Source organism: Cupriavidus consociatus (assembly GCF_017814975.1).
Lineage (GTDB): Bacteria > Pseudomonadota > Gammaproteobacteria > Burkholderiales > Burkholderiaceae > Cupriavidus > Cupriavidus consociatus.
In genome coordinates this window covers 113,769-127,591 of sequence record NZ_JAGIQA010000021.1, presented here as the reverse complement: position 1 = coordinate 127,591, position 13,823 = coordinate 113,769, and the positions used below count along the sequence as shown (strand labels likewise).

The following is a 13,823-nucleotide window of genomic DNA, read 5'->3' as shown; positions in this document are numbered from 1 at the left end:
CCTCCATAACCTATTTGTAGTACACGCGATGGCACATTGCTGGCAGAGGGGGGGGCGATGCGATTCGCGCGCGTGCGCGCAACCGATGCAAAGCCGCCAGATGGCGCGTGTCCTGTGCGACAATGCGGCTCGCTTTTTCCCGTCTATACGAGGGCATTTCAATGATGTTCCGCATTTTTAGGCATGCTGCCGCGCTGGCCGGCTGCATGCTCGGCCTGGCCGCGCCGGCGGCTCATGCCGAAGGCAGTGCCATGCCGGCCCAGCGTCCGGCCGCGGCCGCCGGCCTTTACGAGTGCCAGGCGCCGGACGCCGGCACCGTGTTCCGCTCCACGCCCAGGGAAGGCTGCCGCCTGGTGGCAGCGCCCGACGCTGGCGCACCCGATCCGCAACGCTGGTTGCCGCTGATGGGCGCCAACGGCGTGATCTCGTACTTCGACCAGTCGGCGACCCGGCGCCAGGGGACGCAGGTCGGCGTCGTGCTGATGCGCAATTCACCGTCAGGGGTGATCCGCACCGCCAACGGCGAACCGATCCGCTCCTCGCTCAAGCGCATGGTGCTCGACTGTGCCACGTCGATGTTCGCGGTGGTCGAGCAGACGCTGTACAGCAAGCGCTATGCGCGCGGCAATTCGCTCTATACGATCCGCGCGCCGCAGTACGGCACCTTCCAGCCCGCCGGCCCCGGCACGATCGCGGGTGAGCTGCTGCGCAGGCTGTGCCGCTGAGCCGAGCTGAGCTGAGCGTCCCGTGGCGGTCCCATCAGGGTTTGTCCCGGTCAACCGCGTGCAAACCGTCCTCGTTGATGCGAATACCCGGCGCGAATCGCGTGCCGGTTTTTGCAGGCATTCCCACACGCAGGGCTCACGAGGAGACCGAAATGAAGAAGTGGATCGTCATGCTGTCGCTGGCAATGTTCGGTGCGGGCGCGATGGCGCAGGCAACGCCGGCCACTCCGGCAACCCCGGCCACGCCGGCGGCACCGGCGGCAGCGGCTGCCGACAAGGCTGCACCGGCCAAGGCCGACAGCAAGCACAAGGCCAAGGCCAAGAAGACCAGCGCCAAGAAGAAGAGCCACGCTACTGGTGCCAAGGACCCGATGACCAAAAAAGGCGCCTGAGCGCACTACCGCTGGCGGCGGGCGCCCGGCTCCCCGGCATGCGGGGAAGCAGGCGGCGTCCGTACCGCCACGCCGCCGCGCTGCGATGGCGTGGCATGCGGGCGGGGCCATGTCCACATGTCCCTGCCGCGCGAACGACAGCCCTGTGGCACGCCATGCCGTGCCGTCCGGGGGGAAGGGCAGGTCGTTGCGGCGGATCGAGACAGGAGGCTACGGCCTCCTTTTTTTTTGTTCTTGGGCGACAGCTTTGCGTGCGCAGCCGCGCACGTTATGCTAGCGGGCATCGTGCCCGGCCTGGCGCGCGTTGTTGCGCCGGCGCAATGACAACCCTCGGACAGGAGTGTCTATGGCAGTGCTTGCAGCATGGTGGCGGCAAATCGCAATCCTGTGGACGCTGGCGCTGCTGTGCCAGCCGGCATGGGCGGCCAAGCTGGCACCGGCACCGGCACCGGCACCGGCATCAGTCCCGATTGCGGTGCCCAGCGGTGAAGTCGCGGAACTGCGGCTGATGGACCGCCCCATTGCCACGCTGCGCGCGGCGATCGGCGGCGCGACGCCGGCCATGCGCGTGGCGCGCGCGCAGCAGCTGTTCGACGGTCTCACCGAAGCCGAACTGGCCCAGCCTCTCGGGCAGCTCAGCGGCACGCTCGGCGATGCGCCAATGATCGCGTTCCGGCTCGGTGACCGGCTGCTGTTCGCCCTGGCCGTGCAAGACCTTTCTGCGGAAGACAACCTCACGCTGGAAGCTGCCGGCGCGCAGGCCGCGGCGGCGCTGCGCCAGGCCATTGCCGCGCGGCGCGCGCACCTGCACTGGCCCAACCTGCTCCGCGGCGGGGCGCTGAGCCTGCTCGGCCTGGGCGTGCTGGCCGCGCTGGTCTGGGGCGTCTCGCGCGCGAGCGCGATGCTGCGCGCGCGCCTGCGCACGGCATTGCAGCACCACGTCGCGCTGCACCTCGAACGCAGGGCCGGCCAGTTCGACTGGACCGGCACGCTCTACCAGCTGGTTGCGCGCCTGGTGCAGATCGTTGCCGTCGGCGTGGTGCTGGTGCTGGCCTTTGCCTGGCTTGAGTTCGCGCTCGAACAGTTTCCGCTGACGCAGCCCATGGGCGACCGCATGGGTGCGTTCATCCTCCACCTGCTGTCGGGCATTGCCTTGTCGATGGTTGGAGCGGTGCCTGGGCTGGTGACGGTCGCGGTGATCCTGCTGATCGCGCGCGCGGTGCAGCGGCTGGTATCGAATATCTTCAAGGCGGCGCAGAAGGGGCAGATCTCGGTGCCCGGGCTGCATGCCGAGACCGCCGGCGCCACGCGGCGGCTGGCCGCGGTGTTGATCTGGGCGCTGGGGTTCACCTTTGCCTACCCGTATATCCCGGGCTCGGATAGTGATGTGTTCAAGGGCCTGTCGGTGCTGCTCGGGTTTATGGTGACGCTGGGCTCGGCCAACGTGGTCAACCAGCTGATGAGCGGCATGGTGGTGGTGTACTCGCGCGCGCTGCGGCGCGGGGACATGGTATGCATCGGCGATACCGTCGGCACGGTGGCGTCGCTCGACGCGCTGTCGGTCAAGGTCATCAACCTGCGCAACGAAGAGGTGACGCTGCCGAACGCGGTGGTGGTCGGCAGCGCGATCCACAACTACACCCGGCACGGCAGCGTGCGCGATTCCGGCACGAAAGAGGGCTGGCAGGCCGCGATGATTTCGACCTCGGTCACCATCGGCTACGACACGCCGTGGCGGCAGGTCCATGCCATGCTGCTGGCTGCCGCCGCGCAGGCCGAACACGTGGCGGCGTCACCGACGCCGTTCGTGCTGCAGCGTGGCTTGTCGGATTTCTATGTCGAATACGAACTGTTTGCCGCGCTGGATGATCCGCGCAACCGCTTCTTTGCGCTATCCGCGCTGCACGCGGCGATCCAGGACCAGTTCAACACGCACGGCGTGCAGATCATGTCGCCGCACTTCATGGCGCAGCCGGAGCAGGCTGTCTGCGTGCCCGAAGCCAAATGGTTCGAGCAGCCGGGCAGCGCGCAGATCGATCCGGCCGCGCGGCCGCAACGGGCGTCGTCTCGCGCCGCATGAACGCGGCCGGCGCACTGATCGCGCGCGCGGGTGCCTGCTTCAGCCGTCGACGTGGCGGGCCTTCCATTGCCCGCTGGGCTGCTTGCAGAACCAGCCTTTCCAGTGCTCCTGCGAACTGCCGCGCTTCAGTTCCGACTCCAGCCGCCGGCACTGCTGTCCCTTGTCGGTCTTGCTTTCAACGGGGGTGATGGTGCCATCGACCTGCTGGCGACGTCCGCTGGCCGGGTAGGTCCACGTTACCGACTGGCCGTCGGCGGTATCGTTGAGCGCCTTGCGCACCGATTGCGACAACGACGCACCTTCCTTCTCGTTGAGCGTGCCGATGATGGAGCCGCTCAGGTAGTTGTCGAAGTACGCGTGGGCCGGCGCGGCCATGGCGAGCAGCAGCGTGGAGCCGAGCACGCCGGCGATGGTGGCGCGGATGGCGGCGCGGGTGGCCAGGTAAGCAGTGCGGTCTGTTTGCCGAGGCAGCATGACGATTCCTTTGGCTTCATGTTGGCGTGCACCGCGAGCCGAGGGAGGGCATTGCGCGGGCAAGCCGGATGGGTCGTTTGGGTGGCATTGTAAGCGCAATGCCGGGCTGGCGACGACCACTTTGCCGCATTGCGGCGGCACCGGCGCGGTTGACACCGGCGTAGCGCTGACCTAGCGTTGATTGCTGCCCCAACGCTTGCCATTCCCCTGTTCCGCAGCGGCTGTCAGCGGTGCACACCGCAAAGGCAAGCGCCTTTCCCGCGAGAGGAGATCCCATGAAGCTGCGCTATCTCATCATCGGCCTGGCCGGTGCTTGTGCCGTCGGCACATTGCACGCCCAGACCGGCAAGGCCGACAAGTTCAATCCCTACACCGACGGCGCCAGGCAGGACAAATTCAGCACGTACACCGATGGAGCCAAGCAGGACAAGTTCAGTCCGTATTCGGATGGCGCAAAAAGCGACAACGTGACCTCGCTCAATCCCGGTGCACGGCCTGATCAGATGGAACCAATTCAGGGCGGCGCGCAGAAGTTCGATTCATTCAGCCAGGGCGGCATGAAGAGCGGCAAGTTCGATACGTATTCCGAAGGCGCCAAGAGCGGCAAGTTCGATCCCTACAGCGAAGGCGCTAAAAAGTAACACGGTATTAAAAGTGTCGAGCGCGGGGTGCCGGCTGGCACCCCGGCTATTCACGCTGGCCGGAAGGTTTGGCGAGCCTGTCACTCGCCTGCGCTTGCGCCGGTGTGACCTGAACGCCCGCAAAGCCTTGCCCGGAGCGGCTTTCGGGCAACCCCACCAACATTTTGTTTCAAACCTTGCGTGATCGAAACGTGACTTCGGCGTCTCGAATTGTTATGGTTTATTGCGCATCGCAACAACCCGGACACAGGGCCCGTCGGCGCCGAGACCCGTGTCAGGGCCACGCCATATTTGGCCCGGTCTGTCTCTTGCTGTGTCGTGCCTTGCTGCGCGGATTGCAAGGCTCTTCGTCCCGACCGCGGATGCCGGTCACCCCGTTTTAACTGTTCCCCTGGCATACATGTCACAGATCGCCACCCCACGCTTGTCCGCAATATTCACCGTGCCCGCCTCAGGGCCGGCCCGGCGCCGCGGCGCGCGCGCCGGCGTGCGGATCGCGGCATGGCTGGGGGGCAGCATCCTGGCACTGTGGGCCATGACGGCGCAGGCGTTCGACTTCGATACCGTCGCCGCGCGTGCCAAGCAGCTCGCGGCATCGCCATACAAGGCCCCGCCGCAGAACCTGCCGCGCGAACTGCGCGAGTTGACCTACGAGCGCTACCGCGAGATCGAATTCAAGCCCGAGCGTTTCGCCTGGCGCGGCACCCGCTCTCCGTTCGAGCTGTCGTTCTTCCATGAGGGCATGGTGTTCGACCAGCCGGTGCGCATCCATGAAGTGGTGGGCAACAGCGTGCGTGAATTCCGCTTCGATCCCGCCGCGTTCAACTACGGACCGCACAAGGTCGATGCCGCCAAGCTCAAGGGGCTGGGCTTCGCCGGCTTCCGCATCCTGTATCCGCTGAACCAGGGCAAGCGCAAGGACGAACTGGCGTCGTTCCTGGGAGCCAGCTATTTCCGTGCACTCGGCAAGGACCAGTGGTATGGCCTGTCGGCGCGTGGCCTGGCGGTGGACACCGCGCTCAATTCTGGTGAGGAATTCCCGCGCTTCGTCGAATACTGGATCGAACGGCCGGGCCCCAATGCCAAGGAGATCACCATCTACGCGCTGATGGATTCGCGCCGCATGAGCGGCGCCTACCGTTTCACCATCAAGCCGGGCGCGGAGACCGCGATGGAGGTCAAGTCGCGACTGTTCCTGCGCGAGAACGTGACCAAGCTGGGCCTGGCGCCGCTGACCAGCATGTATCTGTTCGGCGAGAACCAGCCGGCGCCGGCGCAGGATTTCCGCCCCGAGGTGCATGACTCGGACGGCCTGTCGATCCACCTGGGTACCGGCGAATGGGTCTGGCGCCCGCTCGTCAATCCCAAGCGCCTGCTGGTGACGTCCTTTGCGGCGACCAACCCGCAGGGCTTCGGCCTGATGCAGCGCGACCGCAGCTTCAACAGCTATCAGGAATTGGGCGCCTGGTATGAACGCCGCCCGAGCGGCTGGGTGCAGCCGCGCGGCAACTGGGGCTCGGGCCGGGTCGAACTGGTGCAGATCCCGACGCCGGACGAGACCAATGACAACATCGTCGCCTACTGGGTGCCGGACAACCCGCCCAAGCCGAAGCAGGCCTTCGACTATGAGTACCGGTTGCTGTGGCAGAAGGACGGCGAACAACTGCCGCCGCTGTCGTGGGTGAGCCAGACCCGGCGCGGCCAGGGCCAGTCGGCCAGCAAGGAGGACACGAGCTTTTCGCTGGTGGTGGACTTCGAAGGCCCGGGCTTTCGCAAGCTGCCCGCGGACGTTCGCATCGACCCGGTGGTTTCGGCCGATGCCAACGGTGAACTGTTGAAGACGTCGGTACAGCGCAATGAAGCGACCGGCGGCTGGCGCATGACCATGGTGATGCGCCGCAAGGATGAAACCAAGCCGGTAGAGTTGCGCGGCTATCTTCGCAACGGCAATACAACCCTATCCGAGACGTGGAGCTACATCTTACCCCCAGGCTAAAGCAGCGACCGGCCCAGGCAGCGGCATGCGAGCGCTATGTCGACCGCCTGCCCGTATCGCCTGAAATTCGCAGCGAACTGCTGACCGATATGCCCGGCGCGGCCGCGGCGCCGGTCGCATCGCTGGCGCCGGTCAGTACGGTCATGCCGGTCAGCGGCGACGGCCGCGACGCGCAGGAAGCGATCTCGCGCCTGCAGTCGCGCCTTGCCGCCAAGGACGCGCCCGCCGCGCAGGGCGGCGGCGCCTACGCTTCGGTTGGCCGCCGTTTCACCATCGCCTACGGCAATCCGCAGATTGGAGGCGAGCCGCTGCTGCAGCGGCGCGCAGATGGCACCGTCAAGGTCGACACTGGCCCCGAGCCCGAGCGCAGCTCGATGGTGCCGCGCCAGTGGCCGCCGCATATCGTTACCGGCTGGCTGCGCAACACCTGGCGCCGCATGCTGGGCCGCCCGCCCGTGCCCGAAACCTGGGACACGCTGCACGACGGCCCCGATGCCGAAGGCAAGTGGCACCCGGCCGGCTCGCACCGCCGCTGGTTCCTGCTGGCGCTGGTCGTGATCCAGACCGTGCTCGCCACCTACTTCATGACCAGCGTGCTGCCGTATCACGGGGCCGATCCGCTCGAGATCGCGATCCTTGGCCTGTTCGCCATTCTGTTCTCATGGGTGTCGGCGGGTTTCTGGACCGCGATGATGGGCTTCCTGGTGCTCGCCAAGGGCGGCGACCGGCATCTGATTTCGCGCTCCGCCGCACCCGACGGGCCGCTCGCGCCCGAGGCGCGCACCGCGATCATCATGCCGATCTGCAATGAGGACGTGACGCGGGTGTTCGCGGGGTTGCGCGCGACCTATGAATCGCTGGCGCGCACCAGCCATCTGTCCAATTTCGATTTCATCGTGCTGTCCGATAGCGGTAACCCGGACCTGCGCACCGCCGAGCACGACGCGTGGATGGAGCTGTGCCGCGCGGTCGGCGGCTTCGGCCGCATCTTCTATCGCTGGCGCCGCCACCGCGTCAAGCGCAAGACCGGCAACGTCGCCGACTTCTGCCGCCGCTGGGGCAGCAAGTACCGCTACATGGTGGTGCTCGATGCCGACAGCGTGATGAGCGGCGACTGCCTGGCCACGCTGGTGCGGCTGATGGAGGCCAACCCCGGCGCCGGCATCATCCAGACCGCGCCGCTGGCCGTGGGCCGCGAGACGCTGTATGCACGGGTGCAGCAGTTCGCCACGCGCGTGTACGGGCCGTTGTTCACCGCTGGCCTGCACTACTGGCAGCTGGGCGAATCGCACTACTGGGGCCATAACGCCATCATCCGTGTCAAGCCATTCATCGAGCATTGCGCGCTGGCCCCGCTGCCAGGGCGTGGGCCGCTGTCCGGCGAAATCCTGTCGCACGACTTCGTCGAAGCCGCGCTGATGCGCCGGGCCGGCTGGGGCGTGTGGATCGCCTACGACCTCGAAGGCTCGTACGAAGAGTTGCCGCCCAACCTGCTCGACGAGGTCAAGCGCGACCGTCGCTGGTGCCAGGGTAACCTGATGAATTTCCGGCTGTGGTTCAAGCAGGGCTTCCACGTGGTGCACCGCGCGGTGTTCCTGACCGGCATCATGGCCTACCTGTCGGCGCCGCTGTGGCTGTTGTTCCTGCTGCTGTCCACGGCAATGCTGGCCAAGCATGCATTGGTGCCGCCGGAGTACTTCACGCAACCGTACCAGATGTTCCCGACCTGGCCCGAATGGCACCCGGAGAAGGCGTTGGCGCTGTTCTCGGCGACCGCCACGCTGCTGTTCCTGCCCAAGCTCGCCAGCGTGGTGCTGCTGATGAAGCAGGCACGGCGCTACGGCGGCGCGGTGCAGCTCTTTGCCAGCATGCTGGTCGAGGTGCTGCTGTCAGCGCTGCTGGCGCCCACGCGGATGCTGTTCCATACCAAGTTCGTGATCGCCGCCTACAGCGGTTGGGGCATCTCGTGGAAATCGCCGCCGCGCGAAGACGCCGAGACCACCTGGGGCGAGGCGTTGCGCCGCCACGGCTGGCATACCGCGCTGGGACTTGCGTGGGGCGGGCTGGTCTACTGGCTGAACCCGTCGTACGTGCTGTGGCTGCTGCCGATTGTCGGGTCGCTGGCAATGTCGATCCCGTTGTCGGTGATGCTGTCGCGCGTGTCGCTGGGCCGTGCCTCGCGCAATGCGGGCCTGTTCATGATCCCGGAAGAAACGCTGGTGCCGCGCGAGATCGTCGAGACGCAGCAGCATGTCGAGAACGCCGCGGACACGCCTGACTTTGTCGATGCGGTGGTGGACCCGGTCACCAATGCGCTGATGTGCGCGACCGCGACGGCGCGGCCGGTGCAGCCCGAAGCGGCACGCCGGCGCCACGAAACGCTGGTCGAACATGCGCTGACCCATGGTCCGCGCGCGCTGACACCGGCGCAGAAGCACCTGCTGCTGGGTAACCCGTTCGCGCTGGCGCGGCTGCATGAGCTGGTGTGGGGTTCGCCGCTGGCCGATGCCGGCTGGAAGGATACGCGCATGCTGGTGCGCAGGGCGGCCAACGTGCTGCCATTGCGTCCGCGCGCGGCATGAGGCCGCCGCCGATTACGCCGATTACGTCGATTACGTCGATTTCCCCGATTGCCTGCTGAACAAGAAACGGCCCGCTGATGCGGGCCGTTTCCTTGCTGGCGCGGGCAGGACCACCGGCACTACCGGCGTGTCGTTTGCAATCGATTCTCGTTTCCTGGCTGGTCGCCGCTTCAGCGCAGCGCCGACGTGCAGATCGGCGCATTGATGTAGACATCGCCGATGCGGCGCTCGCCGCGGTCCCTGCGGGTCATGTAGCGGAACATCAGGCTGATGCCGAGCTTGGTCAGGATTTCCACGTCGCGGTTGGCGCAGATATTGCGCTGCAGCGGCGCAGCATAGTTGACCTCGAAGCTGGCAAGATCCAGCATCGGCCCGCGGTAATTGGTCAGTTCCAGCTGGAACAGCACGTGCTTGCCGGGCACCGACTGGCAGCGGCGCAGCCGCGTCTCGCCGTCGATTTCGATCGGCAGGGCGTCGTTGAGCTGGCGGCAGGCGCGCGCCAGCACGTTGTCGGGACGCGTGGTGTTGCGCAACAGTTCCGGCACGCCGGCGGCGCCGGTATTCTGGCCCGTGGCCGCGCCCTTGAGCATGCGCGACAGGGGTTCGGCTTCGTCGACTGCGGGAGCCGGCGCCGAGGCCGCGGCGACATTGCGCGGCGGCACCGGTACCGGCGCCGCATGCAGCGGCAACGGCAACAGCAGCGCGGCCACCCATGCAAGGGTGGCCAGGCCAGGCGAAGCGGAAATCGGCGTGTGTCGTGTTCTCATGCAGGCTAACGTTGCCGGGGCGGTACTGTCGTCCGTCTCTGCGTGGCCGGCGGCGCATGTCACGCGACACTCACGCCGATAGGCAGGCATTGTACCCTTCACCTTGCCAGGCGTGAACGGCGCGCCACGCTTGCCATCATGCTCCGCGTCAGCGCACGCATGTCATGCATTCCGGGCAGATGCTCGCTTGATTCCACCTTTGGCAAGTTTGCCAATCCTGCCAACGCCATCGAGCCCGACCTTGGCAGGGCAAATTCCTGAACGAGTGTTTCAAAGCTGTGCAACCTGCTGCGGCATCGCTTTCGTTATGCTGTGCAACAATTGCCCCTTTCCAGCGGCTTGCGACCGCGCCCCGGCATTGCCCGCGGCGGTGCGCGCCATGCAACCGCATGCACCGGATCTCTTCCATGTCCCGTTCCCCGAGCGCTGCCTCGACCGCGCGCTTTCCTGCCTGGCTTCTGATTTGCGGCTCGCTGATGGCGATTGCGCCGCTGTCGATCGACATGTACCTGCCAAGCTTTCCCGCACTGGCGGGCGACCTTGGCGTCGATATCGGCCAGGTACAGCTCACCCTCGGCACGTTCCTGGTCGGCCTTGCCATGGGGCAGGCATTCTACGGGCCGTTCAGCGACCGCTTTGGCCGCAAGCCGCCGCTGTATCTGGGGCTGGGCCTCTATGTGGTTGCGGCGATCGGATGCGCACTGGCGCGCAGTGCCGAGACGCTGATGCTGTGGCGCTTCCTGCAGGCGCTGGGCGGTTGCGCCGGCATGGTGATGGCGCGCGCCGTGATCCGCGACCGGCTCGAGGCCCATGAGTCGGCTCGCGCGTTTTCGTCGCTGATGCTGGTGATGGGGCTGGCGCCGATCCTCGCGCCGGTCATCGGCGGCGCGATCCTGACGGCGGCCGGCTGGCGCACGATTTTCTGGGTGCTGGCGGCGGCCGGCCTGGCCATCCTGCTGCTGGTGCACTGGCGCATGGAGGAGTCGCTGGACCGGCGCCAGGCGGCACCGCTGCGGCTTGGCACGGTGGCCAGGAGTTACGGCGAGCTGCTGCGCGACCGTGAATTCGTCGGCTACTCGCTGTCGGCAGGTTTCGGGTCGGCGGGGATGTTCGCGTATATCTCGGGTTCGCCGTTCGTGCTGATCGAGTTGCACGGCATCGCGCCGTCGCACTATGGCTTCGTGTTCGGCGCCAATGCGCTGGGCCTGATCGTCATGTCGCAGCTCAACAGCCGGCTGGTGCGCGGTCGCACACTCGACCAGGTCCTGGGACGGGCGCTGCTGGCGCCTTGCGCGGCCGGGGCGGTGCTGGCCGTGGCGGCGCTGGCCGGGCTGGCGACGCTGCCCATGCTGCTGGCGGCGTTCTTCGTCTTTATCGGTGCACTGGGCTGCGTCACGCCCAATGCTTCCGCACTGGCGCTGGCGCACCAGGGGCATCGGGCCGGCACGGCTTCGGCACTGATGGGTACGCTGCAGTTTTCGCTGGGCACGCTCGGCGGAGCGGCTGTCAGCGTGTGGCGCGACGGCACCGCGCTGCCGCTGGCCGTGGTGATGGCGCTATGCGGCGCTGGCGCGGTGCTGATGCGCTACTACGGCCGCTCCGGCGCTGGCCGGGCGGCTGCCTGACGCATCAGGCGGCCTGCTGCAGGGCAGAGGCCTGCTGTACGACCACCATGTGCGCCGGCATGGGCGCGGCATAGCCGGCCTGGCCGAAGCACTCGCGGATAATGCGGTTGGTGTCGAAATAAACCTGCCAGTAATGGTCGTTGTGGCAATACGGGCGTACCGCCAGCACCGGCCCGACCAGCGTGAATTCCAGGATCTCCACGTCGACCGCGGGTTCCGGCAGCACGTTGGGGATCTGCGCGATGCGCGACTTCAGCAGCGCCACCGCATCGGCCACGTCGGTGCTGCCCGCCAGCTGCGCCTTCAGTTCCACGCGCCGGTACGGGTTGGCGGTGAAGTTCTGGATGGTGTCGCTGAAGATCTTGTTATTGCCGATCACGGTCTGCACGTTGTCCGGTGTATCGAGCGAGGTGGCGAACAACCCGATCTCGCGCACCGTGCCGGTGACGCCGCCGACGGTAACGAAGTCACCTACCTTGAACGGCCGCAGCACCACCAGGAAGGCGCCCGCCGCGAAATTCGACATCAGCCCCGACCACGCCATGCCAATGGCTACGCCGGCGGCGGCAATCAGTGCGGCAAAGGTGGTGGTCTGGATGCCGAAGTAGCCGAGGATGCCGATCACCAGCACCACGTTCAGCGTGACCGTCACGATCGAACCCACATAGCGCAGCAGCGTGGGGTCGACCTTCTGTCTGGCAAGCGCGTTCTGCACCATCCGTACCGCAAAATGGATCAGCCATCGGCCGATGACCCAGAACGCTAGCGCTGCCAGAATCTTGACCCCGAACTGCGTGGCATAGGCGACCACCAGGGTCTTGAGGTTGTCGAAAGTCGTGGCATCCATCGGCGTGTCCTCTCGGTTGGCGTGAGTGGTGCAAGCCCTGCGCGCTGACGCGGCGCAATACGTGGGCACGGCAATTATTGGAATGCCGTGCCTGGAAGCGCAAGCAAATAATTGTCAAGACAAGCGGGCCGGCAGGCCAGCTTGTCCAGGCGCCGCCGGGCGGCGCATCCGCCTTACCAGTTGGTTTCGCGCTCCGGCGTGGCGGAGATGCGGTGCAGCGTCAGGTCCGCGCCATTGAATTCGCCTTCGGCATCGAGCCGGATGCCGACCAGCTTCTTGAGCGCACCGTATACCAGCGTGCCGCCCGCCAGTGCCACCACGATCCCCAGCACCGTTCCGATCAGCTGCGCGCCGAGCGACACGCCGCCCAGTCCGCCCAGTGCCCTGGCGCCGAAGATGCCCGCGGCGATGCCGCCCCAGGCGCCGCACAACCCGTGCAGCGGCCACACGCCCAGCACATCGTCGATATGCCACTTGTTCTGCGCCAGCGTAAACATATAGACGAAGAGGGCGCCCGCAATGCCGCCAGTGATCAGCGCGCCCAGCGGGTGCATCAGGTCCGAGCCGGCGCATACCGCCACCAGCCCGGCCAGTGGGCCATTGTAGGCAAAGCCCGGATCGTTGCGCCCCGCGGCCCACGCCGCCAGCGTGCCGCCGGCCATCGCCATCAGCGAATTGATCGCGACCAGGCCGCTGATCTTGTCGACGGTCTGCGCGCTCATCACGTTGAAGCCGAACCAGCCCACTGCCAGGATCCAAGCGCCCAGCGCCAGGAACGGGATATTTGAGGGCGGATGGGCGCTGATGCGCCCGTCCTTCTGGTAGCGCCCGCGGCGCGCGCCGAGCAGCAGCACCGCCGGCAGCGCGATCCAGCCGCCCAGCGCATGCACCACCACCGAGCCGGCAAAGTCATGGAAGGGCGCACCGGCCACCTGCGTGATCCAGTCCTGAACCCCATAGCGCTGGTTCCACGCAATCCCTTCAAAGAACGGATAGACAAAACCGACCAGCACGAATGTCGCCACCAGTTGCGGATTGAAGCGCGAACGTTCGGCAATACCGCCCGAGATAATCGCCGGAATGGCGGCGGCAAAAGTCGCCAGGAAAAAGAACTTGACCAGGTCGTACCCGCTTTTGTGGGCCAGCGTTTCTGCCCCGGACATGAATTGCACGCCGTAGGCAATGGTGTAACCGATAAAGAAATAGGCAATCGTGGAAACTGCGAAATCCACCAGAATCTTTACCAGTGCATTGACCTGGTTTTTCTTGCGCACCGTGCCTAGCTCAAGGAAAGCAAAGCCGGCGTGCATGGCCAGCACCATGATGGCGCCAAGCAGGATAAACATGGCGTCGGTGCCGGTCTTCCAGTTGTCCATAGTGACCTCATGCTCAAAATGGGCGCATGGGTATGCAAAAAGCATTCCAGTTCCGGCTGCATCCTGGTGCCGGCTGCACCTGAGTGGGCAGAATCCGCACCGGAATGCCGCGCGCAAGGAACCGGGTATGCAGGAGGTCGGGAGGCAGGCGCCGCCGGCCGTGGCTGCGATGCGCCAGAATGGCGCTTCTCCGGCATCTCGGTTGATCCGTTATGGTGCGGTGCCCCAATTTCGGGCATTTGTTCCATCACGCCCCGAGCCGGCGCCGCCCTGGGGCACAACGCCGCAGCCAGGCAAATCCGGCTGGTGACAAGTGCA

Annotated in this window: 11 protein-coding genes; 7 read left to right on the top strand and 4 right to left on the bottom strand. The window is 66.3% G+C overall.

What is annotated here, in order from left to right; translation table 11 throughout:
- Positions 1-161 precede the first annotated feature (161 nt).
- The 3 genes from J8I82_RS25780 to J8I82_RS25770 all read left to right on the top strand — a co-directional run bounded on the left by J8I82_RS25780 (position 162) and on the right by J8I82_RS25770 (position 3,197).
- Positions 162-725 carry a surface-adhesin E family protein gene (locus J8I82_RS25780; protein ID WP_209761667.1) on the top strand — a complete coding sequence of 188 codons (564 nt, stop codon included), beginning with the start codon at positions 162-164 and terminating at the stop codon, positions 723-725.
- 152 nt (positions 726-877) lie between these two features.
- Entirely contained in the window at positions 878-1,117 is a 240-nt protein-coding gene (locus tag J8I82_RS25775; RefSeq protein WP_209761666.1) for a hypothetical protein, read from the top strand.
- Positions 1,118-1,463: 346 nt separating this feature from the next.
- Entirely contained in the window at positions 1,464-3,197 is a 1,734-nt protein-coding gene (locus J8I82_RS25770) for a mechanosensitive ion channel family protein (protein ID WP_209761665.1), read from the top strand.
- Positions 3,198-3,236: 39 nt separating this feature from the next.
- On the opposite strand, the gene J8I82_RS25765 is transcribed toward J8I82_RS25770, so the two are convergent.
- Positions 3,237-3,671 carry an RT0821/Lpp0805 family surface protein gene (locus J8I82_RS25765; RefSeq protein ID WP_209761664.1) on the bottom strand — a complete coding sequence of 145 codons (435 nt, stop codon included), beginning with the start codon at positions 3,669-3,671 and terminating at the stop codon, positions 3,237-3,239.
- Positions 3,672-3,946: 275 nt separating this feature from the next.
- Between J8I82_RS25765 and J8I82_RS25760 the strand changes: the two genes are divergently transcribed.
- The 3 genes from J8I82_RS25760 to mdoH all read left to right on the top strand — a co-directional run bounded on the left by J8I82_RS25760 (position 3,947) and on the right by mdoH (position 8,890).
- A complete protein-coding gene (locus tag J8I82_RS25760) occupies positions 3,947-4,312 on the top strand; it encodes a hypothetical protein (protein WP_209761663.1) in 366 nt (121 codons plus the stop codon).
- A 400-nt stretch (positions 4,313-4,712) separates the two neighbouring features.
- Entirely contained in the window at positions 4,713-6,308 is a 1,596-nt protein-coding gene (locus J8I82_RS25755; protein ID WP_280908171.1) for a glucan biosynthesis protein G, read from the top strand.
- The gene (gene mdoH / locus J8I82_RS25750) at positions 6,281-8,890 is read left to right on the top strand and encodes a glucans biosynthesis glucosyltransferase MdoH (RefSeq protein WP_209761662.1); all 2,610 of its coding nucleotides are present in this window, start codon (positions 6,281-6,283) and stop codon (positions 8,888-8,890) included. The genes J8I82_RS25755 and mdoH overlap by 28 nt, the downstream gene beginning before the upstream one ends.
- A 170-nt stretch (positions 8,891-9,060) precedes the next feature.
- Here mdoH and J8I82_RS25745 read toward each other — a convergent pair whose 3' ends face one another.
- A complete protein-coding gene (locus J8I82_RS25745; RefSeq protein WP_245180116.1) occupies positions 9,061-9,657 on the bottom strand; it encodes a hypothetical protein in 597 nt (198 codons plus the stop codon).
- A 407-nt stretch (positions 9,658-10,064) separates the two neighbouring features.
- Here J8I82_RS25745 and J8I82_RS25740 point away from each other — a divergent pair, with 407 nt between their 5' ends.
- A complete protein-coding gene (locus J8I82_RS25740; protein ID WP_209761661.1) occupies positions 10,065-11,282 on the top strand; it encodes a Bcr/CflA family multidrug efflux MFS transporter in 1,218 nt (405 codons plus the stop codon).
- A 4-nt stretch (positions 11,283-11,286) separates the two neighbouring features.
- On the opposite strand, the gene J8I82_RS25735 is transcribed toward J8I82_RS25740, so the two are convergent.
- Both J8I82_RS25735 and J8I82_RS25730 read right to left on the bottom strand, forming a co-directional pair.
- Positions 11,287-12,129, bottom strand: a complete 843-nt coding sequence (locus J8I82_RS25735; protein ID WP_209761660.1) for a mechanosensitive ion channel family protein — start codon at positions 12,127-12,129, stop codon at positions 11,287-11,289.
- 173 nt (positions 12,130-12,302) lie between these two features.
- Positions 12,303-13,505, bottom strand: coding sequence for an ammonium transporter (locus tag J8I82_RS25730; RefSeq protein ID WP_209761659.1), 1,203 nt, complete (start codon positions 13,503-13,505; stop codon positions 12,303-12,305).
- Between the last annotated feature and the right edge of the window lie 318 nt (positions 13,506-13,823).

Bases quoted from the DNA above. Each gene is read 5' to 3' on its own strand.
- J8I82_RS25780 (WP_209761667.1), top strand. From the start codon at position 162: ATGATGTTCCGCATTTTTAGGCATGCTGCCGCGCTGGCCGGCTGCATG.
- J8I82_RS25775 (WP_209761666.1), top strand. From the start codon at position 878: ATGAAGAAGTGGATCGTCATGCTGTCGCTGGCAATGTTCGGTGCGGGC.
- J8I82_RS25770 (WP_209761665.1), top strand. From the start codon at position 1,464: ATGGCAGTGCTTGCAGCATGGTGGCGGCAAATCGCAATCCTGTGGACG.
- J8I82_RS25765 (WP_209761664.1), bottom strand. From the start codon at position 3,671: ATGCTGCCTCGGCAAACAGACCGCACTGCTTACCTGGCCACCCGCGCC.
- J8I82_RS25760 (WP_209761663.1), top strand. From the start codon at position 3,947: ATGAAGCTGCGCTATCTCATCATCGGCCTGGCCGGTGCTTGTGCCGTC.
- J8I82_RS25755 (WP_280908171.1), top strand. From the start codon at position 4,713: ATGTCACAGATCGCCACCCCACGCTTGTCCGCAATATTCACCGTGCCC.
- J8I82_RS25745 (WP_245180116.1), bottom strand. From the start codon at position 9,657: ATGAGAACACGACACACGCCGATTTCCGCTTCGCCTGGCCTGGCCACC.
- J8I82_RS25740 (WP_209761661.1), top strand. From the start codon at position 10,065: ATGTCCCGTTCCCCGAGCGCTGCCTCGACCGCGCGCTTTCCTGCCTGG.
- J8I82_RS25735 (WP_209761660.1), bottom strand. From the start codon at position 12,129: ATGGATGCCACGACTTTCGACAACCTCAAGACCCTGGTGGTCGCCTAT.
- J8I82_RS25730 (WP_209761659.1), bottom strand. From the start codon at position 13,505: ATGGACAACTGGAAGACCGGCACCGACGCCATGTTTATCCTGCTTGGC.